Source organism: Roseovarius tibetensis (assembly GCF_050896375.1).
GTDB lineage: Bacteria > Pseudomonadota > Alphaproteobacteria > Rhodobacterales > Rhodobacteraceae > Roseovarius > Roseovarius tibetensis.
The window spans coordinates 22,913-45,930 of the sequence record NZ_JBPBBB010000001.1 but is presented as its reverse complement, the minus strand read 5'-3'; the positions used below and the strand labels follow the sequence as shown (position 1 = coordinate 45,930).

At 66.4% G+C, this 23,018-nt stretch carries 22 protein-coding genes; 15 read left to right on the top strand and 7 right to left on the bottom strand.

Annotated elements, in window-relative coordinates; all coding sequences use genetic code 11:
* Positions 1–46 precede the first annotated feature (46 nt).
* Positions 47–1,417, top strand: coding sequence for a glutamate--cysteine ligase (locus ACROSR_RS00210; protein ID WP_432681736.1), 1,371 nt, complete (start codon positions 47–49; stop codon positions 1,415–1,417).
* Positions 1,418–1,425: 8 nt separating this feature from the next.
* Here ACROSR_RS00210 and ACROSR_RS00205 read toward each other — a convergent pair whose 3' ends face one another.
* Genes ACROSR_RS00205 through ACROSR_RS00190 form a run of 4 tightly spaced genes read right to left on the bottom strand, consistent with a single transcriptional unit; the run spans position 1,426 to position 5,058 of the window.
* The gene (locus ACROSR_RS00205) at positions 1,426–2,037 is read right to left on the bottom strand and encodes a hypothetical protein (RefSeq protein ID WP_432681735.1); all 612 of its coding nucleotides are present in this window, start codon (positions 2,035–2,037) and stop codon (positions 1,426–1,428) included.
* Positions 2,038–2,068: 31 nt separating this feature from the next.
* Positions 2,069–2,233, bottom strand: a complete 165-nt coding sequence (locus ACROSR_RS00200; protein ID WP_432681734.1) for an aa3-type cytochrome c oxidase subunit IV — start codon at positions 2,231–2,233, stop codon at positions 2,069–2,071.
* Between the two features lie 36 nt (positions 2,234–2,269).
* Positions 2,270–3,340 carry an MBL fold metallo-hydrolase gene (locus ACROSR_RS00195; RefSeq protein ID WP_432681733.1) on the bottom strand — a complete coding sequence of 357 codons (1,071 nt, stop codon included), beginning with the start codon at positions 3,338–3,340 and terminating at the stop codon, positions 2,270–2,272.
* Positions 3,340–5,058: an acyl-CoA dehydrogenase gene (locus ACROSR_RS00190; protein ID WP_432681732.1), complete on the bottom strand. Its 1,719-nt coding sequence runs from the start codon at positions 5,056–5,058 to the stop codon at positions 3,340–3,342. The genes ACROSR_RS00195 and ACROSR_RS00190 overlap by 1 nt, the downstream gene beginning before the upstream one ends.
* Before the next feature lie 128 nt (positions 5,059–5,186).
* On the opposite strand from ACROSR_RS00190, the gene ACROSR_RS00185 reads away from it, so the two are divergent.
* Complete coding sequence (locus ACROSR_RS00185) at positions 5,187–6,128, top strand: L-threonylcarbamoyladenylate synthase (protein WP_432681731.1); 942 nt, start codon at positions 5,187–5,189, stop codon at positions 6,126–6,128.
* A 90-nt stretch (positions 6,129–6,218) separates the two neighbouring features.
* Here ACROSR_RS00185 and ACROSR_RS00180 read toward each other — a convergent pair whose 3' ends face one another.
* Positions 6,219–6,548 (bottom strand): AzlD domain-containing protein, encoded by a 330-nt coding sequence (locus ACROSR_RS00180; RefSeq protein ID WP_432681730.1) that lies wholly within the window; start codon positions 6,546–6,548, stop codon positions 6,219–6,221.
* Positions 6,545–7,267, bottom strand: a complete 723-nt coding sequence (locus tag ACROSR_RS00175) for an AzlC family ABC transporter permease (protein WP_432681729.1) — start codon at positions 7,265–7,267, stop codon at positions 6,545–6,547. Before ACROSR_RS00175 ends, ACROSR_RS00180 begins: the two co-directional genes overlap by 4 nt.
* 56 nt (positions 7,268–7,323) lie before the next feature.
* Here ACROSR_RS00175 and ACROSR_RS00170 point away from each other — a divergent pair, with 56 nt between their 5' ends.
* Genes ACROSR_RS00170 through ACROSR_RS00155 form a run of 4 tightly spaced genes read left to right on the top strand, consistent with a single transcriptional unit; the run spans position 7,324 to position 11,466 of the window.
* A complete protein-coding gene (locus ACROSR_RS00170) occupies positions 7,324–8,214 on the top strand; it encodes a formate dehydrogenase accessory sulfurtransferase FdhD (protein WP_432681728.1) in 891 nt (296 codons plus the stop codon).
* A complete protein-coding gene (gene mobA / locus ACROSR_RS00165) occupies positions 8,211–8,855 on the top strand; it encodes a molybdenum cofactor guanylyltransferase MobA (protein WP_432681727.1) in 645 nt (214 codons plus the stop codon). Before ACROSR_RS00170 ends, mobA begins: the two co-directional genes overlap by 4 nt.
* A complete protein-coding gene (gene mobB / locus ACROSR_RS00160; RefSeq protein ID WP_432681726.1) occupies positions 8,852–9,343 on the top strand; it encodes a molybdopterin-guanine dinucleotide biosynthesis protein B in 492 nt (163 codons plus the stop codon). The genes mobA and mobB overlap by 4 nt, the downstream gene beginning before the upstream one ends.
* The gene (locus ACROSR_RS00155; protein WP_432681725.1) at positions 9,340–11,466 is read left to right on the top strand and encodes a molybdopterin-binding protein; all 2,127 of its coding nucleotides are present in this window, start codon (positions 9,340–9,342) and stop codon (positions 11,464–11,466) included. The genes mobB and ACROSR_RS00155 overlap by 4 nt, the downstream gene beginning before the upstream one ends.
* A gap of 105 nt (positions 11,467–11,571) precedes the next feature.
* Here ACROSR_RS00155 and ACROSR_RS00150 read toward each other — a convergent pair whose 3' ends face one another.
* A complete protein-coding gene (locus ACROSR_RS00150) occupies positions 11,572–12,342 on the bottom strand; it encodes a DeoR/GlpR family DNA-binding transcription regulator (RefSeq protein ID WP_432681724.1) in 771 nt (256 codons plus the stop codon).
* A 239-nt stretch (positions 12,343–12,581) separates the two neighbouring features.
* Between ACROSR_RS00150 and glpD the strand changes: the two genes are divergently transcribed.
* The 9 genes from glpD to ACROSR_RS00105 all read left to right on the top strand — a co-directional run bounded on the left by glpD (position 12,582) and on the right by ACROSR_RS00105 (position 23,014).
* Complete coding sequence (gene glpD / locus ACROSR_RS00145; protein ID WP_432681723.1) at positions 12,582–14,192, top strand: glycerol-3-phosphate dehydrogenase; 1,611 nt, start codon at positions 12,582–12,584, stop codon at positions 14,190–14,192.
* Positions 14,193–14,208: 16 nt separating this feature from the next.
* On the top strand, positions 14,209–15,297 hold the full coding sequence (locus ACROSR_RS00140; RefSeq protein ID WP_432681722.1) for an ABC transporter ATP-binding protein: 1,089 nt from the start codon (positions 14,209–14,211) through the stop codon (positions 15,295–15,297).
* Positions 15,298–15,307: 10 nt separating this feature from the next.
* Positions 15,308–16,402, top strand: coding sequence for an ABC transporter ATP-binding protein (locus ACROSR_RS00135; RefSeq protein ID WP_432681721.1), 1,095 nt, complete (start codon positions 15,308–15,310; stop codon positions 16,400–16,402).
* On the top strand, positions 16,402–17,274 hold the full coding sequence (locus ACROSR_RS00130) for a carbohydrate ABC transporter permease (protein ID WP_432681720.1): 873 nt from the start codon (positions 16,402–16,404) through the stop codon (positions 17,272–17,274). Before ACROSR_RS00135 ends, ACROSR_RS00130 begins: the two co-directional genes overlap by 1 nt.
* Positions 17,274–18,098: a carbohydrate ABC transporter permease gene (locus ACROSR_RS00125; protein WP_432681719.1), complete on the top strand. Its 825-nt coding sequence runs from the start codon at positions 17,274–17,276 to the stop codon at positions 18,096–18,098. The genes ACROSR_RS00130 and ACROSR_RS00125 overlap by 1 nt, the downstream gene beginning before the upstream one ends.
* Before the next feature lie 13 nt (positions 18,099–18,111).
* Positions 18,112–18,384: a DUF2160 domain-containing protein gene (locus ACROSR_RS00120; RefSeq protein ID WP_432681718.1), complete on the top strand. Its 273-nt coding sequence runs from the start codon at positions 18,112–18,114 to the stop codon at positions 18,382–18,384.
* Positions 18,385–18,464: 80 nt separating this feature from the next.
* On the top strand, positions 18,465–20,171 hold the full coding sequence (locus ACROSR_RS00115) for an ABC transporter substrate-binding protein (RefSeq protein WP_432681717.1): 1,707 nt from the start codon (positions 18,465–18,467) through the stop codon (positions 20,169–20,171).
* A gap of 97 nt (positions 20,172–20,268) precedes the next feature.
* Entirely contained in the window at positions 20,269–21,780 is a 1,512-nt protein-coding gene (gene glpK / locus ACROSR_RS00110) for a glycerol kinase GlpK (protein WP_432681716.1), read from the top strand.
* An 82-nt stretch (positions 21,781–21,862) separates the two neighbouring features.
* On the top strand, positions 21,863–23,014 hold the full coding sequence (locus ACROSR_RS00105; RefSeq protein WP_432681715.1) for a glycosyltransferase: 1,152 nt from the start codon (positions 21,863–21,865) through the stop codon (positions 23,012–23,014).
* Positions 23,015–23,018: the final 4 nt, after the last annotated feature.

The window sequence follows — 23,018 nt, the reverse complement described above, 5'->3', positions numbered from 1 at the left end:
AACTGTGCGCCCTGAAAAGACGCGCACAGGATCAGGAGGCCCGACCATGTCCATCCCTCAAACCGGCGGCGGGCCGATCGAACACGAGTCGCAACTGGCCGAATACCTGGCCGCGGGCTGCAAGCCACCAGAAGACTGGCGCATCGGCACCGAGCACGAGAAGTTCGGCTATTGCAGGGACAATCAGCTGCCGATCCCCTATGAGGGCCCGCGCAGCGTGCGCGCGGTGCTGGAGGGGCTGCGCGACGTCCACGGATGGGCGCCGGTCGAGGAAGACGGCAAGCTGATCGGGCTGGAAAAGGACGGCGCCAACGTGTCGCTGGAACCCGGCGGACAGCTGGAGCTTTCGGGCGCGCCTCTCGAAAATATCCACCAGACCTGCAACGAGGTGAACGACCACCTCGCCGACGTCAAGGATGTGGCCGACAAGGTGGGCGTTGGCTTTATCGGGCTGGGCGCGGCGCCGATCTGGACGCATGACCAGATGCCGATGATGCCCAAGGGCCGCTACAAGCTGATGGACAACTACATGCAGCGGGTCGGCACGATGGGCCAGACCATGATGCGCCGCACCTGCACGGTGCAGGTCAATCTCGATTTCAGCAGCGAGTCGGACATGGTGCAGAAGCTGCGCGTGGCCTTGGCGTTGCAGCCCGTGGCTACCGCGCTTTTCGCCAATTCGCCCTTCCTTGACGGCAAGCCCAACGGGCACAAAAGCTGGCGCGCGCGGGTCTGGCGCGATCTCGATCCCGACCGGACCGGCATGCTGCCCTTCGTCTTCGAGGACGGGTTCGGCTTTGAGGCCTATGCGCAGTACGCGCTCGACGTGCCGATGTATTTCGTCTACCGCGAGGGCCGGTATATCGACGCGCTCGGCCAGTCGTTTCGCGATTTCCTGCGCGGCGAACTGCCGGCGCTGCCGGGCGAGAAACCGACCCTGTCGGATTGGGCCGATCACCTGACCACGATCTTTCCCGAGGCGCGGATCAAGAAATTCATGGAGATGCGCGGCGCCGATGGCGGCCCTTGGCGCCGGCTCTGCGCGCTGCCAGCCCTGTGGGTGGGGCTGATGTACGACCAGACCGCGCTGGGTGCCGCATGGGATCTTGCCAAGGGCTGGGACGCCGAGACCCGCGACAGCTTGCGCGTGGCCGCCAGTGTGGACGGGCTGCAGGCGCAAGTGGGCGATATCCGCATGGACCGCCTCGCGCGTGACGTACTGGACATTTCCGAGGCCGGGTTGCGTGCGCGCGGCCGGGCCGGCAGCGGTGGCATGATCCCCGACGAGACGCATTTCCTTGGCGCGCTGCGCGAAAGCGTCGAGACGGGCAAGACCCCGGCCGACGAGCTGCTGGAGGCCTATCACGGCCGCTGGCAGGGCGATCTGAGCCGTATCTACGACGAATTCAGCTACTGATCCGCGCGCTACTGCGCCGCGGCGCGCACCGGGTCCCAGTCCGCCAGCACGTTCGCGTTGTCGTGGCCGTCGTACTCGTAAAGCGCTTCCTCGGTCACGCCGTCGATCTCATGGAAGGCCGCGGCCAGTTTCAACGGAAACCATGTCGGGCGCACCTGGTCCGGGAACAGCGCGGCAAGGATGCCGGACGTCGCCCGCGCGCATTGCGCCTGTGGCACGGGGCCGGCCGCCATCGCCATCCGGAGCGCGCGATCCGCGATCTCGGGCGTGACGTCCAGACGCAGGATCTGCACATGGAAGGTACGCCGCGCATGGTAGCGCGTATAGTGATCGGCCACGTCCGGCGTGATCCCGTACAGAAGATCGTTGCGTTCAGGGATCGTCTCGTGGGCGAAACTGCCCGCGGGATCGAAGATCACACGCTGCGCGCCGTTGATCATCAACGAGGTATGTTCGCCCGCACCCGTGGCGTTGTTGACCATGGTGAACAGCGTCAGGCGCGACGGGCCGTCATGGCCGTAAGCCGCGCGCGACACCGCGTCATCGGGGGCCCAGACCCGTTCCGCGGCGCAGCCCGCAAGCACCCAAAGCGCTGCGAGCGCCAGACCGAAATGTCGCATCTGCGCGATCCCGATGGCGCGGTCCGTGCCTTCAGGCGCCGATCAACGCGATGACGATCAGGGTAACGATGATCACCACCGTGGACCATGTCACGATCTTCACGAACCCCTCGAAGGTCTTTTCCCGTACCTCGGTGTCCATTTCGCCGTGCTTGTGCTCTGCCATGTTCTTGTGTCCTTCGTCATCGCTGGCCATTTACGGTCCTTTCGTTACGTGATTTCGTCAGCGCTGTCACGTCCCAAGGGCGGGCCGCGCGGTGACATTGTCGCGCATCTGCCAGAGCCAGGCCGCGTCGTCGCGCCGCCAACGCGCCAGCTCGCCCGCGTGATGCAAATGGTTGAGATGGGCGACCGCCTCGACCAGTGCCAGCCCGTAGGTACCCGCCTCGACGCGGCGCTTGAACAGCAGGGGAAAGCAGTCCGTGGCGGTGCGCGGTACGCGCAGAAAATCACGCAAGCGGTCGAGGGCCGCGACATGATTGTCGGCCAGTTGCGCCAGACGCAACGGCAGCCCGGTGAACGGCAGCTTGTGGCCCGGCAACACCAGATGGTCTTCGCGCGCGTGCCGTGCCAGCCGGTCGCAGGCTGCCAGCCAGTCGGCCAGCGGATCGGCCTCGGGCTCTGTCGGGTAGACGCCGATATTGGGGCTGATACCGGGCAGGATCTGATCCCCGGCGATCACCAGCGAATCGTCGCGCGACCAGAGCGTGACATGCTCGGCCGCGTGCCCGCCGCCCATGCGCACGTCCCACATCCGCCCGCCGGCGCGGATCACCTCGCCCTCCTGAATCCGCCGGTAGCCCACCGGCAGCGGTGCGCAGACATCGGCAAAATTGAACGGGCGGTCATGGCTGCGCTGTTCCAGGATGTCCGGGTCCATGCCGCCTGCACGCCAGAACGCGATCGCCTGCGGCGTCGGGCGCTCCTCGACATCGAGGATCAGCATGCGCGCCATCAGCCAGCTTGTGCGCGAGGTCCACAGATCGGCCCCGAAGTGGTCCATGATCCAGCCCGCCATGCCGATATGATCGGGGTGGTGATGGGTCAGGATCACCCGGCCGACGGGTTTGCCCCGCAGGGGACCGGCCAGCATGTCCTGCCACAGCGCCACGCTGCGCCTGGAGTGGATGCCGGTATCGACCAGTGTCCAGCTGTCACCGTCGTCCAGCGCGTAGATGTTGACGTGATCAAGCACCATGGGCAGCGGCAACCGCAGCCAGAGCACGCCCGGCGCAACCTCCGTGGCCTCGGCGGGCGCGGGTGGCGCGGGCCACGGGTGGCGCAGAAGGTCGCCGCCATCCATCACGCCGCGAAATCCTTGGCCGTCAACGCGTAAAGATCATCCGATCCGACGGTGGCATGCGCCAGATGCCCGGCATGTTCGGGCAGCAGCCGTGTGATGTAGAACCGCGCAAGCCGGGTGCGTGGCCCGTCGCAACCCTTGGCGCGCGCCGCGACAAGGTGGTAATGCCCGCCAAGCACCCGCGCGAAGCCGCGCAGGAACGGCATCGCGCCGGCAAACCGCTGGGTCATGTCGTCCTGCCCGAGCATCCAGTCGGTCGCCTCGCGCAGTGTCTCGGCAGCCTGCCAGACGGCATCGGCAAGATCCGGCAGATCGTCGCGTGCGGCCTCGGCGGCCGCCTGCACCTCGTCGATCAGGGCGAAGGCGGCCTCGCCCCCGTCCGACAGCTTGCGCCCCACCAGATCCATCGCCTGGATGCCGTTGGTGCCCTCGTAGATCGCCGTCACCCTCACGTCGCGCAGGTATTGTGCCGCGCCCGTTTCCTCGATGTAGCCCATGCCGCCATGCAGCTGCACGCCGGTATTGGCCACCGAAATGCCCGTTTCGGTACCGCAGACCTTGGTGATCGGCGTCAGGAGGGCCGCGCGCGCCGCCCAGTGCGGCGCGCCGGTTGCGGTTTCCATGTCGATCGCCTGCGCGCAGGCGAGTGCCGTGGCGCGGGCCGCGAAGATTTCCGACTTCATTCCCGCCAGCATGCGGCGCACATTGGCGTGGCCGATGATCGTGTCGGGATTCGCGGGGTCCGGCGTGCGGCCCTGCTTGCGGTCCTGCGCGAAGGCCAGCGCGTGCTGATAGGCCGCCTCGGCCACGCCGACACCCTGGCCGCCCACGCCGAGGCGGGCATTGTTCATCATCGTGAACATCGCGCGCATCCCCTGATGCGGCGCGCCGATCAGCCAGCCGGTGGCGCCGTCATACTGCATCACGCAGGTGGGGCTGGCATGCAGGCCCATCTTGTGCTCGAGACTGACCACCTTGAGGTCGTTGCGCCGGCCCGGCGTGCCGTCCGCGTCGGGGATGAATTTCGGCACGAGGAACAGGCTGATGCCCTTGGTGCCCGGTGCGGCGTCGGGCAGACGCGCCAGCACCAGGTGGCAGACATTGTCGGCCATGTCGTGATCGCCCCACGAGATGTAGACCTTCTGCCCGGTGATGGCATAGGTGCCGTCGCCCTGATCCTCGGCGCGGGTGCGCAGCGCGCCCACGTCCGAGCCCGCCTGCGGTTCGGTCAGGTTCATCGTGCCGGTCCAGTCACCGCTGACAAGGCGGGGCAGGTAGAGATCCTTGATCGCGTCCGAGGCGTGATGCTCCAGCGCCTCGATCTGGCCTTGCGTCATCAGCGGGGCCAGTTGCAGCGAGAGACAGGCCTGCGACATCATCTCGTTGACCGCTGTGGTCAGCGTCATCGGCAGGCCCATGCCGCCATTGCGGGGGTCCGCGCTGATCGCCACCCAGCCGCCGCCCGCAATGGCGCGGTAGCCGTCGGCAAAGCCCGGTGCGGTGCGCACGACGCCGTTTTCCAGCCGCGCCGGGTTGAGATCGCCGGGCCGTTGCAGCGGGTAGAGCACCTCTTCGCACATGCGCGCGGCCTCGGTCAGGATCGCGGTGGTCATGTCGGGTGTCGCCTCGGCAAAGCGGTCTGTGGCGGTGACCTCTGCCAGCCCGATGACATGCTCGAACAGGAATTGATAATCTTCGACAGGGGCGCGATAGGGCATGGACCTCTCCTGATGCAAAGGGGACCTTGGCAGCGTGGCCGTGCCCCCGTAAAGCGTATCTTCAGGATAAAGCGTAATCAACCGCGGCACGGCTTCAACCGCTACGCCGCGTCACGAGGACAAGTTTGGTGCAGACGCGAGTATTGAGCGCCGATGCGACCGGGTACGCCGCCGCCGCCGGGATCTGGCGCGGGGGCGGCCTGGTCGCCTTTGCGACCGAGACGGTCTACGGGCTGGGGGCCGATGCGCGCGACGACCATGCGGTGGCGCGGATCTTCGAGGCCAAGGCGCGGCCCCGCTTCAACCCGCTGATCGTGCATGTGGCAAGCATCGACGCCGTGCGCGACCTCGTGGTCTGGTCGGACGCGGCAGAGATCGCGGCGCGCGCGTTCTGGCCGGGGCCGCTGACGCTGGTGCTGCCGCTGCGGGACGGGTCGGAACTGTCGCCACTGGTGACTGCCGATCTGCCGACGCTGGCGGTCCGGGTGCCGGGCCATCCGGTGGCCCGCGCGCTGCTGCAGACATTCGGCGGGCCGGTCGCCGCACCTTCGGCCAACCCGTCGGGACGGATCAGCCCGACCGAGGCTGGGCATGTGCTGGCCGGTCTGGACGGGCGCATCGAGGCGGTGGTCGATGGCGGGGCCTGCCCTGTCGGGGTGGAATCGACGATCCTCGGCCTTGTGGGCGATCCGGTCCTGCTGCGCCCCGGCGGGGTGCCAGTCGAGGCGCTGGACGCGGCGCTGCGCCGGCCCGTTGGCATGCGCCCCGAAGGTGCGGATCTGACCGCGCCCGGCCAGATGCGGTCGCATTACGCGCCGGGTGCGCCGGTGCGGCTGGAGGCGCGCGCGCCAAGGGCGGGCGAGGCGATGCTGGGCTTTGGTCCGGTCGAGGCCGATCTGAACCTGTCGCCCGCCGGCGATCTGACCGAGGCGGCGGCGAACCTGTTTCACCACCTGCACGCGCTGGACCGGACGGGCGTGGCGGGGATCGCGGTGTCGCCTGTTCCCGAGCGGGGTCTGGGCCGGGCCATCAACGACCGGCTGCGTCGGGCGGCGGCGCCGAAGGCGTAGGGCGCGCTGCCGGCCTGGACGATTCGGGGGGCTCTGCCCCCGCCGCGCCTGCGGCGCGACTCCCCCGGAGTATTTGAGGAAAGATGAAGATCAGCCAATGAGGGCCAGGCCGCCATAGAGTGTCAGCGCGCCGAGCAGGATGGCTACGATCACGTTGCGCAGAAAATATCCCGCTGCAAGTGTGACGAGGGCCGCGGCCATGCGCGGCGCATCGAGGCTGCCGCCCGTGGCCGCCGGCCAGACCACCAGGGGTGCGACGAGGCCCGGCAGCACCGCCACTGCCGTGTAGCGCAGGTGGCGCAAAACCCACGGCGGCAGCGGGCGGTCGCCCACGAAGCCGGTGAAGACGAAGCGCAAACCGAAGCTGCCAAGACCCAACCCGATGATGACGATCCACAGATCGAGGGTGTCGATGCTCATTGGCCGGCCCCTGCGCGGCGGCGTTCAAGCAGCACCTCGACATGGGCGCCGACCGTCATTCCCGCGACGCCGGCGACAAGCAGCCCGAGGTTGTAGGGCAGCCCCGCGAAAATCAGCGCCGTCGTGACCGACACGAACGCCGCCGCGAGATGCGCGGGTGTGCGCAGCATCGGGCCGATCATCGCCAGAAAGGTGATCGGCAGTGCGAAATCGAGCGCCAGCCCGCCGGGCATCTTCGCGCCCACCAACGCGCCGACCAGCGTGAAGATATACCACAGGGGACAGATCGGCGTGACCACGCCGAAGAAATAGGCGAGCCTTTGCGTTATGCTCCAGTCCGGGTTTTGTTCGAACTTGACGATGGCGCAGGCGTAGCTTTGGTCGACGGTGAAATAGGCGGCGAGCGCGCGTTGACCGAGGCTGGCCTGCCCGAGCCATGGTGTGAGCGAGGCCGAATACATCGCCATGCGCAGGTTGACCGCCAGCGCAGAGACCAGCGCGATCACCGTCGGCGCGCCGTCGGTCAGCAATTGCAGCGCCGTGAACTGCGCCGCCCCGGCGATGACAAGAACCGAAAAGCTGAGCGTCTCGAACACGTTGAGCCCGGCCTCTGTCGCCACGACGCCGAACAGAAGCGAGAACGGCACGATCACGAGGATGAAGGGCGCGCCGTCGCGCACGCCTTGCCAATAGACCGATTTGGTGGTTTTTGTCGTCACCGGGTTGCCTTCGATGTGATGCTGTCGAGAGGTCGCCTATCCAATGCGAGCAGGAGATGCAATTGGCCACCCGCGACACCCCCTCCGACTACCTGATCGCCCCCGATCCCGACGCGCCGCGCCTGACGCGCGTGGTCGAGGGGGTGGATCACGAGGGCGCGCGCACCGAGCTGTCCGTGGTCGAGGAACGCCCGCTGACCATCTTCCTCAACGGGCAGGAGATCGTCACCGCGATGACCATCGGCGATTATCCCGAATATCTGGCCCTCGGGTTTTTGCGCAACCAGGGGATGCTGGGTGCCGATGAGGCGGTGCGCGGCGTGGACTACGACGAGGATCTCGAGACGGTCGTGGTGCGCACCGACGCGCAGACCTCGTACGAGGAAAAGCTGAAGAAGAAGACCCGCACCAGCGGTTGTGCCGTGGGCACGGTGTTCGGCGACATGATGGAGGGGCTGGAGGCCGTCACGCTGCCGCAGGTGACGGTGCGGACCTCGGACCTCTACGCGCTGGCCGCCACGATCAACCGTACGCCGTCGCTGTATCTCGCCGCCGGCGCGATACACGGTACGGTGCTGTGCGAAGGCGCGTGCCCGCTGGTCTACATGGAGGATGTCGGCCGGCACAACGCGGTCGACAAGATCGCCGGCTGGATGTTCAGCGAAGGCGTCGCGCCGGGAGACAAGACGCTTTACACCACCGGGCGGCTGACCTCGGAGATGGTGATCAAGACGGCGCTGATGGGCATTCCGGTGCTCGCCTCGCGGTCGGGCTTCACCGCCTGGGGGGTGGAGATCGCGCGCGAGGTAGGGCTGACGCTGGTGGGTCGGCTGCGCGGGCGGCGCTTTGTTTGCCTTGCGGGGGAGGATCGCCTGCTGCGCGACGCCGATCCCGGATCCGTGGCCGAGGAAAGCCCCAAGGTCCGCCGCAAGAGCGCGCGGGAATGACCGCGCCGCCGGGTGGTCCAGTCGGTGTGATCCTGGCCGGTGGGCAGGCCACACGGATGGGTGGTGGCGACAAGGCGCTGTTGCCCTTGGGCGACGCAACCATCCTCGATAGCGTGATTGCCCGGCTGGCGCCGCAGGTGGGCGCGCTGGCGCTCAACGCCAATGGCGATGCGGCGCGGTTCGCGGGTCTTGGCCTGCCGGTTCTGCCCGATTCGGTCGAGGGCTTTGCTGGGCCGCTGGCCGGGGTTCTCGCAGGGCTCGACTGGGCGGCGGGCGAGGGCGCGAAGACCATCGTGACGGTGGCCGGCGATACGCCGTTCTTCCCGCGCGATCTCGTGGCGCGGCTTCAAGGCGCGGCCGCGGGCATGACGCATCCGCTGGTGCTGGCCGCGACGCCACGCGGCAGCGAGGACACCAAGTCGATGAGCGCGGGCGGCAAGGTGCGGCATCCGACCTTTGGCCTGTGGCCGGTCAGCTTGCGCGACGATCTGCGTGCCGCGCTGGAGGGCGGCGTGCGCAAGGTCGTGGTCTGGACCGAACAGCATGCAGGGCGCGACGCAGTGTTCGATGATGAAGACGCGTTCTTCAACGTCAACACGCCCGAGGACCTGGAGCGCGCGCGCCGGAGGGCCGGGGCGTGAAGTTGTACGGTGTGACAGGCTGGAAAAATGCCGGCAAGACTGGGCTGATGGAACGGCTGGTGGCCGAGATCGCGGGGCGTGGGATCACCGTTTCGACCGTCAAGCACGCGCATCACAGCTTCGACGTGGATCACCCCGGCAAGGACAGCCACCGGCACCGCGTCGCCGGCGCGTCCGAGGTTCTGCTGGCCTCGCGCAACCGTTTCGCGCTGATGCACGAGATGCGCGGCGCGGCGGAATGGCCGCTGGAGGCGTTGCTGGAGATGCTGAGCCCGGTCGATCTTGTTCTGATCGAGGGCTACAAGCGCGACCGCCACCCCAAGATCGAGGCGTTCCGGGCCGAGACCGGGCAGCCGCTGATCGCGCCGGGCGATCCGACGATCCGGGCGGTGGCCGCCGATTGCGCGCTGGATCTGGACCGGCCGGTGTTTGATCTGGACGACACTGGTCGCGTCGCCGATTTCATTTTGGCCGAGGTGGGGCTGTGACCGGGTTTGACAGTGTCCTGGTGGTGGACTGGTCGGCGGCGAGCACGCGCGCGCCCGCGAAGCCGTCCAAAAACTTCATCTGGATGGGGCTTGTCCGAAACGGCGTCGAGGCCGAGCCGATCTATTGCCGGACGCGCATCGAGGCCGAGGCACGCATCGCGGATCTGATTGCCGAGGAACGCGACGCCGGCCGGCGCCTGTTGGCCGCGTTCGATTTCCCCTTCGGTTATCCGCGCGGGCTTGCGCGGGCGATCACCGGGTCGGACGATCCGCTGGTGTTGTGGGACTGGCTGGCGGCGCGCATCGAGGATGCCGAGGATGGCGCGAACAACCGCTTTGACGTGGCCGAGGAGATGAACGCCGCCTTTGCCGGGCCGGGGCCGTTCTGGGGCAAGACGCATGCGGATCGCTGGCCCGGGATCCCCTATCGCAAGGCGGGTATCGTTTACGCCGAGGTGCCGGAGAAACGCGCCTGCGACGTGGCCGCGAGGACGTCGAGCAGTTGCTTTCAGCTATGTTACAATCCCACCGTGGGCAGTCAGGCGCTGATGGGATTGCCGATGCTGGCGCGGCTGCGGCGGCTGGCGGGCGTCTCGGTCTGGCCGTTCGAGGCGTGGCAGGACGCGCCCGTCGTGCTGGCCGAGATCTGGCCCGGTGTCATCGAGGGTGCCGTCAGGGACGCGATGGCGCAGACCGGGGCAATCCGGGATCGCGAGCAGGTGCGGCTGTTGGCGCGCGCGCTGTCGCGGCTGCCGGCGGAAGACCTTATGCCCATGATGCGCGGCCTGCCGCCCGAGGCGTACGAGGAAGGGTGGGTGCTGGGGGCCGGGCACGAGGCCGAGTTGATGCGCGAATGCGATGCGCCGATCGCCCCGCCACCCCTTCGCGACGATTGTTTCGCGCTGCCTGCCGGTGTCGACTGGACGCCGGTCGAGGATGCACTCGGGATGTTGCGGGACCGGTTGCACGCGGTCGTGGGTGCCGAGAATGTGCCGCTGGGGCAGGCGGCGGGCCGGGTTTTGGCCGCGCCGGTCGTCGCGCGCCGCGCCAACCCGCCCGAGGCGAACACGGCGGTCGATGGCTATGGTTTTGCGCATGACAGCGTTGGCGCGGACGATCCGGTGCTGCCGCTGGTCGAGGGGCGCGCGGCCGCCGGGATGCCTTTCGCCGGTGCGGTGCCAAAAGGCCACGCCATCCGCGTGCTGACCGGGGCCGCGCTGCCCGAGGGTGTCGATACCGTGATCCTGCAGGAGGACGTGACCGAGCGCGCGGGCCGCATCGCCTTTCGCGGCGGGCTGAAGCGCGGCGTGAATACACGCCGTGCCGGCGAGGACGTGACCGCCGGCGAGACCGTGCTGGAGCCGGGCCGGATGCTGACGCCGGCCGATCTGGCGCTGTGTGCCGCGGTCGGCGTGGCCGAATTGCGTGTGCGCGTCCGCTTGCGGGTCGCGGTGATCTCGACCGGCGATGAGTTGGTCGAGCCGGGCGAGACCGCGCGCGCGGGCCAGATATATGACGCCAACCGCCCGATGCTGACGGCGCTGGTGGGCCGGATGGGGTACGAGGCGATCGATCTGGGGCGCGTGGCGGATGATCGCGCGGCCTTGCGCGCGACGCTTGACCGGGGCGCGGCCGAGGCGGACGTGATCCTGACCTCGGGCGGCGCGTCGTCGGGCGACGAGGATCACGTCTCGGCCCTGCTCAACGAGGCCGGTGCGATGGCCGAGTGGCGCATCGCGCTGAAACCCGGACGTCCGCTGGCACTGGGCCTATGGGGCGGGGCGCCGGTCTTCGGCCTGCCGGGCAACCCGGTGGCGGCGCTGGTCTGCACGCTGATCTTCGCGCGGCCCGCCATGGCGGTGCTGTCGGGTGCGGACTGGTCCGTGCCGCAGGGTTTTGACGTCCCTGCGGGGTTCTCGAAGTCCAAGAAACCCGGCCGGCGCGAGTACCTGCGCGCGCGCATGCGGGATTGCCGCGCCGAGGTGTTTGCCTCCGAAGGCTCTGGTCGCATCAGCGGGCTGAGCTGGGCCGAGGGATTGGTGGAGCTGGCCGAAGGCGCGGCCGAGATCGCGCCGGGCGACCCGGTGCGCTACATCCCGTTCGGCAGTTTCATGGATGGCTGAGGGGGTCCTGGGGGGCGCTGCCCCCGTCGCCCGTTCCGGGCGACTCCCCCGGGGTATTTTCGCCAAGAAGAAACTTGGCGCAGCGTCGGTGATCGGGCCTGACCTTCAGGGCCGCGGGGCGGCGACATGCACCTCGGTGCGCCAGTCTGCACAGCGTTTTGACAGCCTTGGCGGCAGGGGGGCGTCGGTGAAGATCCGGTCGACATCCCGGACCGATCCTATCCGCACCGGCGCGCTGCGCTGGAATTTCGAATGGTCGGCCACGAGGAACACCTCGCGCGAGCGGTTGAGCAGGGTCTGGCCGACGACGACCTCCTGAATGTCGAAATCGAGCATGTCGCCATCTTCGTCGAGCGCCGAGCAGCCGAGGATTGCGTGATCGAACTTGAAATTCTCGACGCTGCGCGCCGTCAGGTGGCCGACCAGCCCTTGGTCGGCGCGGCGCAGCGCACCACCGGCGACGATGATCTCGCAATCGGCATTGGCCAGCAGGATCTGCGCCACGTTGATGTTGTTGGTCACCACCATGAGATTGCGGTGATCCATCAACTCGCGGGCCACCGCCTCGGTGGTGGTGCCGATGTCGAGAAAGAGCGAGGCATCGTCGGGGATCGCGGCGGCGCAGGCGCGCGCGATGGCGAGCTTTCCGGGCTCGTTCAGGCGGCGGCGTTCCTCGTAGAGAATGTTGGAGACCCCCGAGGGCAGGATCGCGCCGCCGTGCACCCGCTCAAGCTTGCCGGCATTGGCAAGCTCGGTCAGGTCGCGGCGGATGGTCTGGACGGTGACATCGAAGCGTTCGGCGAGGTTCTCGACCGTCACCTTGCCTTCGGTGCGCGCGATTTCGAGGATGTCTGGCAGGCGGAAGGTTTGCGACATGGCGGATTCCGATGTTTGATTTTTCGACTATGTTCGTTTCAGTTCCATGTGCAAGCCCCGTCTTTGCCGCGCTGCGGCGTGCACGTCGCAAAAATGCTGCGGCTGCAAAGATATTTCTGCGGGTGCAATCACCTGTGCGGCCCCGCGTCTCGTAGAAAAAGAAAATAAACGAACATTTTTCTTGACGTCTCGCGGTCAAACGTGCTTCGTTTTGACGCGAACCAAGGGGAGGGGCCTGCGTGACGGAATCCGTCCAAGACAAGGTTGTCGATCTTTTCGTCATCGGTGGCGGCATCAACGGCTGCGGCATCGCGCGTGACGCGGTCGGTCGCGGGCTGACGGTCGAGCTTGCAGAAATGCATGATCTGGCCTCGGCAACGTCGTCGGCCTCGACCAAGCTGTTTCATGGCGGGCTGCGCTACCTCGAGTATTTCGAGATCCGACTGGTGCGCGAGGCGCTGATCGAGCGCGAGACGCTTTTGCGCGCAATGCCGCATATCAGCTGGCCGATGCGCTTTGTGCTGCCGTACCATCCCGAGATGCGCTTCGAGGGGCAGACGCCGACCTCGCACATCCTGAACGTGGTGATGCCTTGGATGAAGGGCCGGCGGCCGGCCTGGCTGATCCGGATGGGGCTTTTCCTTTACGACCATCTGGGCGGGCGCAAGATCCTGCCCGCGACCGAGACACTGGATCTGCGGCAGGCGCCCGAGGGCGCGCCATTGCAGGATCGGTTCGAACGCGCCTTCGAGTATTCCGATTGCTGGATCGAGGACAGCCGTCTTGTCGTGCTCAATGCCCGCGACGCCGAGGCACGGGGCGCGCGCATCCGGGTGCGCACGCGTGTGCGCGCCGCCGAACGGGTGGGTGATCTGTGGCAGGTGACGGTTGAAGACACCGAGACCGGCGTGACCGAGACGGTGCGTGCGCGCGCTCTGGTCAATGCCGGCGGGCCGTGGGTGAAGGACGTGATCGCCAACACGCTGCGGATGAATTCCAGCGAGGGTGTCCGGCTGGTGCGCGGCAGCCACATCGTGACCCGCAAGCTTTACGATCACGACAAGTGCTATTTCTTTCAGGGCACCGACGGGCGGATCATATTCGCCATTCCCTACGAAGGCGACTTCACGCTGCTGGGAACCACCGATGCCGAACATACCGACGCCCATTCCAAGCCCGAGTGTACGCCCGAAGAGGCCGAGTACCTGTGCCATTTCGCCAGCCAGTATTTCGAGCGTCCTGTGACCCGCGACGACATCGTCTGGTCCTATTCCGGGGTGCGGCCGCTATATGATGACGGGGCGAAATCGGCGACGGCCGCGACCCGTGATTACGTCCTGTCGCTGAGCGATGCGCAGGGCGCGCCGCTGCTCAACGTGTTCGGCGGCAAGATCACCACCTATCGCAAGCTGGCCGAGGCCGCGCTGGCGCGGCTGGACCCGTATTTCGAACAGGCCGGCCGGGACTGGACGGCCGGGGTGGCGCTGCCCGGTGGGGATTGCGCCGTTGACGGGGTGGACCGGCTGGTGAAGGATTTGCAGGCGGCCCATCCGTTCCTGTCAGCAGCGTGGGCGCGGCGGCTCGTGCGCGCCTATGGCACCGAGGCCGCCCAGATCCTGAGCGGTGCCGATACGGCGTCGGATCTGGGTCCGCAGTTCGGCGCGACGCTGACCGGGGCAGAGGTGCGCTGGCAGATGGAGCATGAATTCGCGCGGGAGGCGGCGGATGTCGTGTGGCGGCGCACGCGGCTGGGGCTGAAGATGACCCCGACGCAGATCGACGAGCTGGAGGCATGGATGCGGCAGCAGCGACAGGCGCGGACCGCGCCTGCGCAGGCCGCCAAGGGATGAGCGAGGCAAGAAAGAGATGACGCTGACATTGGAGGGGGTGTCAAAGGTCGTGGACGGTCGGGTGCATATCCACCCCACCGACCTGACGCTTGATGCGGGCACGATGAATGTGCTGCTGGGGCCGACACTGGCGGGCAAGACGTCGCTGATGCGGCTGATGGCCGGGCTGGATGTGCCCAACACGGGCCGTATCCTGTGGCAGGGCAAGGATGTGACCGGCATGCGGGTGCAGGACCGCGCCGTCGCCATGGTGTATCAGCAGTTCATTAACTACCCGTCGATGAGCGTCTACGACAACATCGCCTCGCCGATGCGGCTGATGGGAAAGTCGTCGGCCGAGATCGACGCGGCGGTGCGCAAGACCGCCGACCTGATGCAACTGTCGCCGATGCTGGACCGTCGCCCGCTGGAACTGTCGGGCGGGCAGCAGCAGCGCTGCGCGCTGGCGCGCGCGTTGGTCAAGGATGCCGGGCTGGTGCTTCTGGACGAACCGCTGGCCAATCTCGACTATAAGCTGCGCGAGGAATTGCGCGCCGAGATCCCGAAAATCTTCGAGGCCGCGGGCAGCATTTTCGTCTATGCCACGACCGAACCCGAAGAGGCGCTCTTGCTGGGCGGCAATACGGCCACCCTGTGGGAGGGACGGATCACGCAATTCGGGCCGACGCCCCGTGTCTACCGAGAACCCGCCGATGCCACCACCGCACGGGTCTTCAGCGATCCGCCGATGAATTTCCTGCCGGTGACCAAGTCGGGCGCGCGGATCTCGTTTGGTGACGGTCAATCCGCCCCTGCGGTCGGCCCGCTGTCCGATCTCGCCGATGGCGATTACGTGGCGGGGTTCCGCCCCAATCATCTCGAGCTCGAGGCGCGGGACGCCGAGGTCATGGCGTTCGACACCACGTTGAGCGTGACCGAGATCACGGGGTCCGAAACCTTTGTGCATCTCGATCATCACGGCGAACGCTGGGTCGGTCTGATCCACGGCGTGCGCCTGCTGGAGCCGGGAACGGATCTGCGCGTCTATCTCGCGCCCGAGCATGTGTACGTGTTCGAGACCGGCGGCGCGCTGGTGGCACCGGCGCCTTATGCGCAGGCGGCCTGAGGGGGAAAGAATGGCAAAGATAACGCTCGACAACCTGGCGCACAGCTACCTGCCCGCGCCCAAAGATCCCGAGGACTGGGCGCTCAAGGAACTCAATCACGTCTGGGGCGATGGCGAGGCGTATGCCCTTCTGGGCGCGTCCGGCTGTGGCAAGTCCACGCTGCTCAACATCATTTCTGGGCTCGTGCAGCCATCGCAGGGGCGCATCCTGTTTGACGACAACGATGTCACCAACCAAAGCACCGCCGCGCGCAATATCGCCCAAGTCTTCCAGTTCCCGGTGGTCTACGACACCATGACGGTGCACGACAACCTTGCCTTTCCGCTGCGCAATCGCGGCGCGTCGGCGCAATACGTCGCCGAAAGGGTACAGTCCATCGCCCGGATGATCGACATGGAGGACACGCTGCACCGCAAGGCGCGCGGCCTGACCGCGGACGCCAAGCAGAAGATCAGCCTTGGCCGCGGCATGGTACGCGAGGATGTCAACGCGCTGTTATTTGACGAGCCGCTGACGGTGATCGACCCGCACATGAAGTGGGAGCTGCGCACGCAATTGAAGGCGCTGCATCACGAGTTCGGGCACACCATGATCTATGTCACCCATGACCAGACAGAGGCGCTGACCTTTGCCGACAAGGTCGTGGTGATGCATGACGGGCGCGTCGTGCAGGTCGGCACCCCCGAAGAGTTGTTCGAGCGGCCCGCGCATACCTTCGTGGGCTATTTCATCGGCAGTCCGGGGATGAACCTTCTGGATGCGCGGGTCGAGGGCGACCGCGCGGTGGTGAACGGCACCGAGATACCGCTGGGGGCCGATTACGGCCGGCCGGGTGGCCGCGTGCAGATCGGCGTACGGCCCGAATTCGTGCGCATGGCCACAGAGGGCACCGGCCTGCCGGTGCGGCTGAGCCGGGTCGAGGATGTCGGCCGCCACAAGATCGTGCGTTGCGACCATGACGGCACTCAGATCAACCTGATCGCGGGCGAAGGGGCCGAGGTGCCTGCGGACCTGTCCCGGCTGGTCTTCGCGCCCGAGGCGGTGAACGTCTATTCCGACGACTGGCGCGTCGCGCCGGGACCCCGAAAAGAGGAGGCCGCGTGATGGAAAAGACCGTCAATCACAAGGCATGGCTGCTGGTGCTGCCGGTGCTGATCCTGGTGGCGTTCTCCGCCATCATACCATTGATGACCGTGGTCAACTATTCCGTGCAGGACACGTTCGGCCAGAACCAGTTCTTCTGGGCCGGTCTGGACTGGTTCCAGCAGATGCTGGCCTCGGATCGGATGTGGAACGCGCTGGCGCGGCAGGTCGCGTTCTCGCTCATCATCCTCGCGATCGAGGTGCCGCTGGGGATCCTCGTGGCGATCCACATGCCCAAGCGCGGGGTCTCGGCCTCTGTCTGCCTTGTGCTGATGTCGCTGCCGCTTTTGATTCCGTGGAACGTGGTGGGCACGATCTGGCAGATCTTCGGCCGGACCGATATCGGCCTGCTGGGCTACACGCTTGACGCGATGGGGATCGACTACAACTACACGCAAGGGTTCTATTCGGCCTGGACCACCCTCATCGTGATGGATGTGTGGCACTGGACGTCGCTTGTGGCGCTTTTGTCCTATGCCGGGCTGCAATCCATTCCGGGGGCCTACTATCAGGCGGCCAAGATCGATCAGGCCAGCCGTTGGGCCGTCTTCCGCTATATCGAGTTGCCGAAGATGACCGGGGTACTGACCATCGCGATCCTGCTGCGTTTCATGGACAGCTTCAAGATCTACACAGAGCCGTTCGTGGTCACCGGCGGCGGTCCGGGCAACGCCACCACCTTCCTGTCGATCGACCTGGTCAAGATGGCCCTGGGACAGTTCGACCTTGGCCCCGCCGCGGCGTTCTCGATCATGTATTTCCTCGTGATCCTCGTGGTCTCCTGGGTGTTCTACACGGTGATGACCAATCTCGACAAACGGGAGGGCAAATGATGGCCGAGACCGCGACACCCCGCCGCCTGCCACGCGTGAACGTGGTGATGGTGCTTTACCTGCTGTTCATGCTGGTGCCGATCTACTGGCTGGTGAACATGAGCCTCAAGAGCAACAACGAGATCCTCAGTTCGTTCTCTTTGTGGCCGCGTGACCTGACCTTTGCCAATTACATCACGATCCTGACCGATGCGTCGTGGTACATGGGCTATGTCAATTCGATCATCTACGTGACGCTGAACACGGTGATCTCGATCGCGGTGGCGCTGCCGGCGGCCTACGCGTTCAGCCGGTATCACTTCATGGGTGACAAGCACCTGTTCTTCTGGCTGCTGACCAACCGGATGGCCCCGCCCGCCGTCTTCGCGCTGCCGTTCTTTCAGCTTTACTCGTCTGTTGGCCTATTCGACACGCATATCGCGGTGGCGCTGGCGCATACGCTGTTCAACGTGCCGCTGGCGGTGTGGATCCTGGAAGGGTTCATGCGCGGCGTGCCCAAGGAAATCGACGAAACCGCCTATATCGACGGCTATTCCTTTCCGCGCTTTTTCGGCAAGATCTTCATGCCGCTGATTGCCTCGGGCGTCGGGGTGACCGCGTTCTTCTGCTTCATGTTCTCATGGGTCGAGCTGCTGCTGTCGCGGACGCTGACCAGCACCGACGCGAAACCCATCGCCGCCACCATGACGCGGACTGTGGGCGCCTCGGGCGTCGATTGGGGCGTGCTGGCCGCGGCGGGGGTGCTGACCATCCTGCCGGGGGCGTTGGTGATCTATTTCGTCCGCAATTACATCGCCAAGGGCTTTGCCCTGGGCCGCGTCTGAGGGAGAGACAAACATGGCATGGATGGCATGGACATGGCCGACGGCGATCTTCTTTCTGGTGATCGCGGGGCTGCTGGCGATATTTTCGGTGCTTGCGATCAAGTATCCGGAAACGCCCCGCAAGGGCATCCTGCAGATCGAGACGACGCGTGGCGATCGTCTCTTCATCACGCTTCTGGGCTCGGCCTTCATCAATCTGGTGTGGCTGGGGCTGGAGGTCGCGCCGCAGCCTTACGCGCTGCTGGCCTGTCTGGTCTATGCCGCGGCGGTGTTCCGTTGGGTCTAGACCGGGCCGCATGACAGGCCATGCGGCCCGGTCGGGCCGCACGGCAATAGAAACCGTTCAATCAACCTTGGGAGGACATGATGAACAAGACGCTGACATCCACAACCGCGCTGGCAACCGCGCTGGCCCTGACGGGCCTGCCTGCCTTCGCCGACATGGAGGCCGCCCGCGGCTTTCTGGACGAGCATATCGAGCGCTCGGCGCTGAGCCGCGAGGCACAGGAAGCCGAGATGCAATGGTTCGTCGACGCCGCCGAGCCCTACCAGGGCATGGAGATCAACGTGGTCTCGGAGACCATCGCGACGCATGAATACGAAAGCCAGGTGCTGGCGCCGGCGTTCACGGCGATCACCGGGATCGAGGTCACGCATGACCTGATCGGCGAGGGCGACGTGGTCGAACGTCTGCAGACGCAGATGCAGACCGGCGAGAACGTCTATGACATGTATGTCAACGACGCCGACCTGATCGGGACGCATTGGCGCTATCAGCAGGTGCGCAACCTGACCGACTGGATGGCGGGCGAGGGGGCCGACGTCACCAATCCCGACCTCGATCTGGACGACTTCATCGGCACCGCCTCGGCGACCGGACCCGACGACAAGCTTTACCAGCTTCCGGTGCAGCAGTTCGCCAACGTCTACTGGTTCCGCCATGACTGGTTCACCGATCCCGAGATCATGGCCGAGTTCGAGGACGAATACGGATACGAGCTTGGCGTGCCGGTCAACTGGGCCGCTTACGAGGATATCGCGGAATTCTTCACCGGGCGCGAGATCGATGGCCAGACCGTCTATGGCAACATGGATTACGGCCGCCGTCACCCCAGCCTCGGCTGGCGTTTCACCGATGCGTGGATGTCGATGGCCGGCATGGGCGACAAGGGCCTGCCCAACGGCGTGCCGGTCGACGAATGGGGTATCCGCGTCAATGAGGACTACCAGCCTGTCGGATCGTGCATGGATCGCGGCGGTGCCACCAACAGCCCCGCGGCGGTCTACGCCATCGAGAAATATGTCGAATGGCTGGAAAACTACGCGCCGCCGCAGGCGCCCGGCATGACCTTCTCCGAGGCCGGACCGGTGCCGGGGCAAGGACAGATCGCGCAGCAGATGTTCCTTTACACCACCTTCGTCGCCTCGCTGGTCGATGAGGATCTGCCGGTGATGAACGAGGATGGCACGCCGAAATGGCGTCTCGCGCCCAGCCCGCACGGGGCCTACTGGGAAGAGGGCATGAAGATCGGCTATCAGGACGTGGGCTCGGCCACGCTGATGAAGTCCACGCCCGTGGACCGCGCGCAGGCCGCGTGGCTTTATGCGCAGTTCATCGCCTCCAAGACGGTGGACGTGGAGAAGTCGCATTACGGTCTGACGTTCATCCGCAACAGCACGATCGAGCATGACAGCTTCACCGAACGCGCGCCGCGTCTTGGCGGTCTGGTGGAATTCTACCGTTCGCCCGCGCGTGAGAACTGGACCGACACGGGCTTCAACGTGCCGGACTACCCGCGCCTTGCGCAACTGTGGTGGCAGAATATCGGCGACGCCTCCTCGGGGGCCAAGACCGCGAAAGAGGCGCTTGACGCGCTCTGCCAACAGCAGGAGCGGGTGATGGAGCGGCTCGAACGGGCCGGCGTTCAGGGCGACATCGGGCCAAAGCTCAACGAAGAGCGTGACCCGGACTACTGGCTGAGCCAGCCGGGGGCCCCGAAGCCCGCGCTGGACAATGAAGACCCCGAGCCGGTCACGATTGCCTATGACGAGCTGATCAAGTCCTGGCAGTGATCAGGGACACGTATCTTCCCGGGCATGTCCCGGGAAGGGTACACACAGGCATCATCCGGGTAACGGATGATGCCGCCAATTATTTGCGGACAGGACCATGACCCATATCCTCGCCATCGACCAAGGCACCACGTCGACCCGCGCGATTCTCTTCGACGCCGCCATGCAGGTTACCGCCACCGCCCAAGAGGAATTCGACCAGCATTACCCGCATTCGGGCTGGGTCGAACATGACGCGAATGATCTTTGGTCCACGACTGCCGGAACTTGCCGCGCGGTGATCGAGAAGGCGGGCCTGAACATTTCCGATGTGGCCGCTATCGGCATCACCAACCAGCGCGAGACGACAGTGGTCTGGGATCGCCACACCGGACGCCCCGTGCACCGCGCCATCGTCTGGCAGGACCGGCGAACCGCCGCGCATTGTCTCGACCTTCACGAGGCCGGACACGAGCCGACGGTGGCCGACCGTACGGGTCTCTTGCTCGATCCGTATTTCTCGGGCACGAAATTGCGCTGGATCCTCGAAAATGTCGACGGCGCGCGGGACAGGGCCGAGGCGGGCGACCTGCTGTTCGGCACTGTGGACACCTTCCTGATCTGGAAGCTGACCGGCGGTGCCGTACATGCCACGGACGCCACGAATGCCGCGCGCACCCTGCTTTACGACATCCGCAAGGGACGGTGGAGCAGCACGATGTGCGAATTGCTCGACATTCCCATGAAGATGTTGCCAGAGGTCCGCGACAGCGCGGATGACTACGGCCATGCCCGCGCGGACCTGTTCGGGCGCGAAATTCCCATCCGCGGCGTTGCGGGCGACCAGCAGGCGGCGACCGTCGGTCAGGCCTGTTTTGATCCGGGGATGCTGAAATCGACCTACGGGACGGGATGTTTCGCGCTTCTCAACACCGGGGCGACGCCGGTCGTGTCGCAGAACCGCCTGCTGACCACGATCGCCTACCAGATCGACGGCCAGCCAACCTATGCGCTCGAAGGATCGATCTTCGTGGCCGGGGCGGTCGTGCAATGGCTGCGCGACGGGCTGCGGATGATCCGCCACGCCAGCGAGACGCAGCCCTTGGCCGAGAAGGCCGATCCGCATCAGGAGGTGGTGCTGGTGCCGGCCTTCACCGGGCTGGGCGCGCCCTATTGGAGGCCGGAATGCCGCGGCGCGATCTTCGGCCTGACGCGTAATTCGCGCCCCGAGGAATTCGCCCGCGCGGCGCTGGAAAGCGTGGGCTTTCAGACCCGCGACCTGTTGCAGGCGATGCGCGACGACTGGGCGGCGCACGAGGAAAGCATTGGCGGCCAGCACAGCGAGGTGGCCACGCTGCGCGTCGATGGCGGGATGAGCGTGTCCGACTGGACCATGCAGTTCCTCGCCGACATCATCGACGCGCCGGTGGATCGCCCGCAAGTGCTCGAGACCACGGCGCTCGGGGCGGCATGGCTCGCAGGGATGCAGATAGGGCTGTATCCGGGGCAGCGCGAGTTCGCCGAGACATGGAAGCTCGAACGTCAGTTCCTTCCGCGCATGCCCGAGGCCGAGCGCCGCGCCAAGGTGGAGGCGTGGACGCGCGCGATCAACGCGACGCTGGCCTTCTGAGGCGGGCACGCGCGGGGGCGTTCTTGCACAGTGGTCGGTGGGCCGCTAAGTCGATGCGACATTCATTGCCCAAGGAGAGACCATGCAGAACCCGGTGAGCGTGATCGTCCCGGCGCGCAACGAGGCGCAGACGATCGGACGCGTCGTCGGGCAGCTGCGCGACATGGTCGGGATCGCCGAGGTCGTGGTCATCGACAATGGCTCGACCGATGCGACGGCGGCGCAAGCCGAGGCGGCAGGCGCGCGCGTGGTGACCGAGGCGCGTCCCGGCATGGGCCATGCGGTGCGGGTCGGTGTCGCCGCCGCCCGGCATGACTGGGTGATGAAGGTCGACGCGGATCTCGACAAGTTCGATCTGCCGCTTTTTGCCAACATGCAATCGGCGCGCGGCCCCGGTGTCGGGCTGGTCAAGGGGGCGTGGAACGATCCCGATGACGACATGCCGATGACACGGCTGCTGGTGCGGCCTGCGCTGGCGCGGATGTTTCCGGGGCTGGCACATCTGACCGCGCCGAATTCCGGGATCTACCTGTTCGACAAGTCCCGGATCGCGCATGCCGAGCTTGTGGGCGATTACGCGGTCGATATCGACGTTATGCTGCGTGTCCATGCCGCCGGGGCGGCAGTGACCGAAGTGGATATCGGGCGGATCGTGCATGACGCACGCGATCCGCAGCATTATGCCGGAATGGCCGAACAGATCTTCGGGTTCTTTCTCGGCCGTCAGCCGCTCGACCCCTTGGGCGAGGTCGTGGTCATCGCCCGGTCGGGCGCGCAGGTGATCGGTGAGGCCCTTGGCCATGCCGGTGCCAAGCTGCGCGCCGGGGCGCGGGTGACCGTCGCCTTGCCAGATGGGCAGGCGACCGATGCGCAGGCGATCCTCGCGGCTATGGCCGCGTATCCCACGGCGCGGATGGTGGGCCTTGCTGATCTGGCGGGATTTCAGCCGGGGCCGCATGCCGGACGGGTGACTGTCATCGCCGCGACCGGGGACATGATACACGCGGCCGAGGCTCTGCACACACGTCTTTCGGGGTCGCTGCCGGTAGAAGTCTGGCAGATGCCGGGCGCGATGCAGACCCGCGCGGATGTGTCGGTTGATGTCACCGGGGGCTGCGCAATAAAACGTGCCGCACTGTCCCGGATCGGTGCGGCGACGCATTGTGACAGGCGCGAACTATTCATCGACGCCACGCCGGACAGACCACCCGGAACCGCGCAAAACCCGCTATAGGATT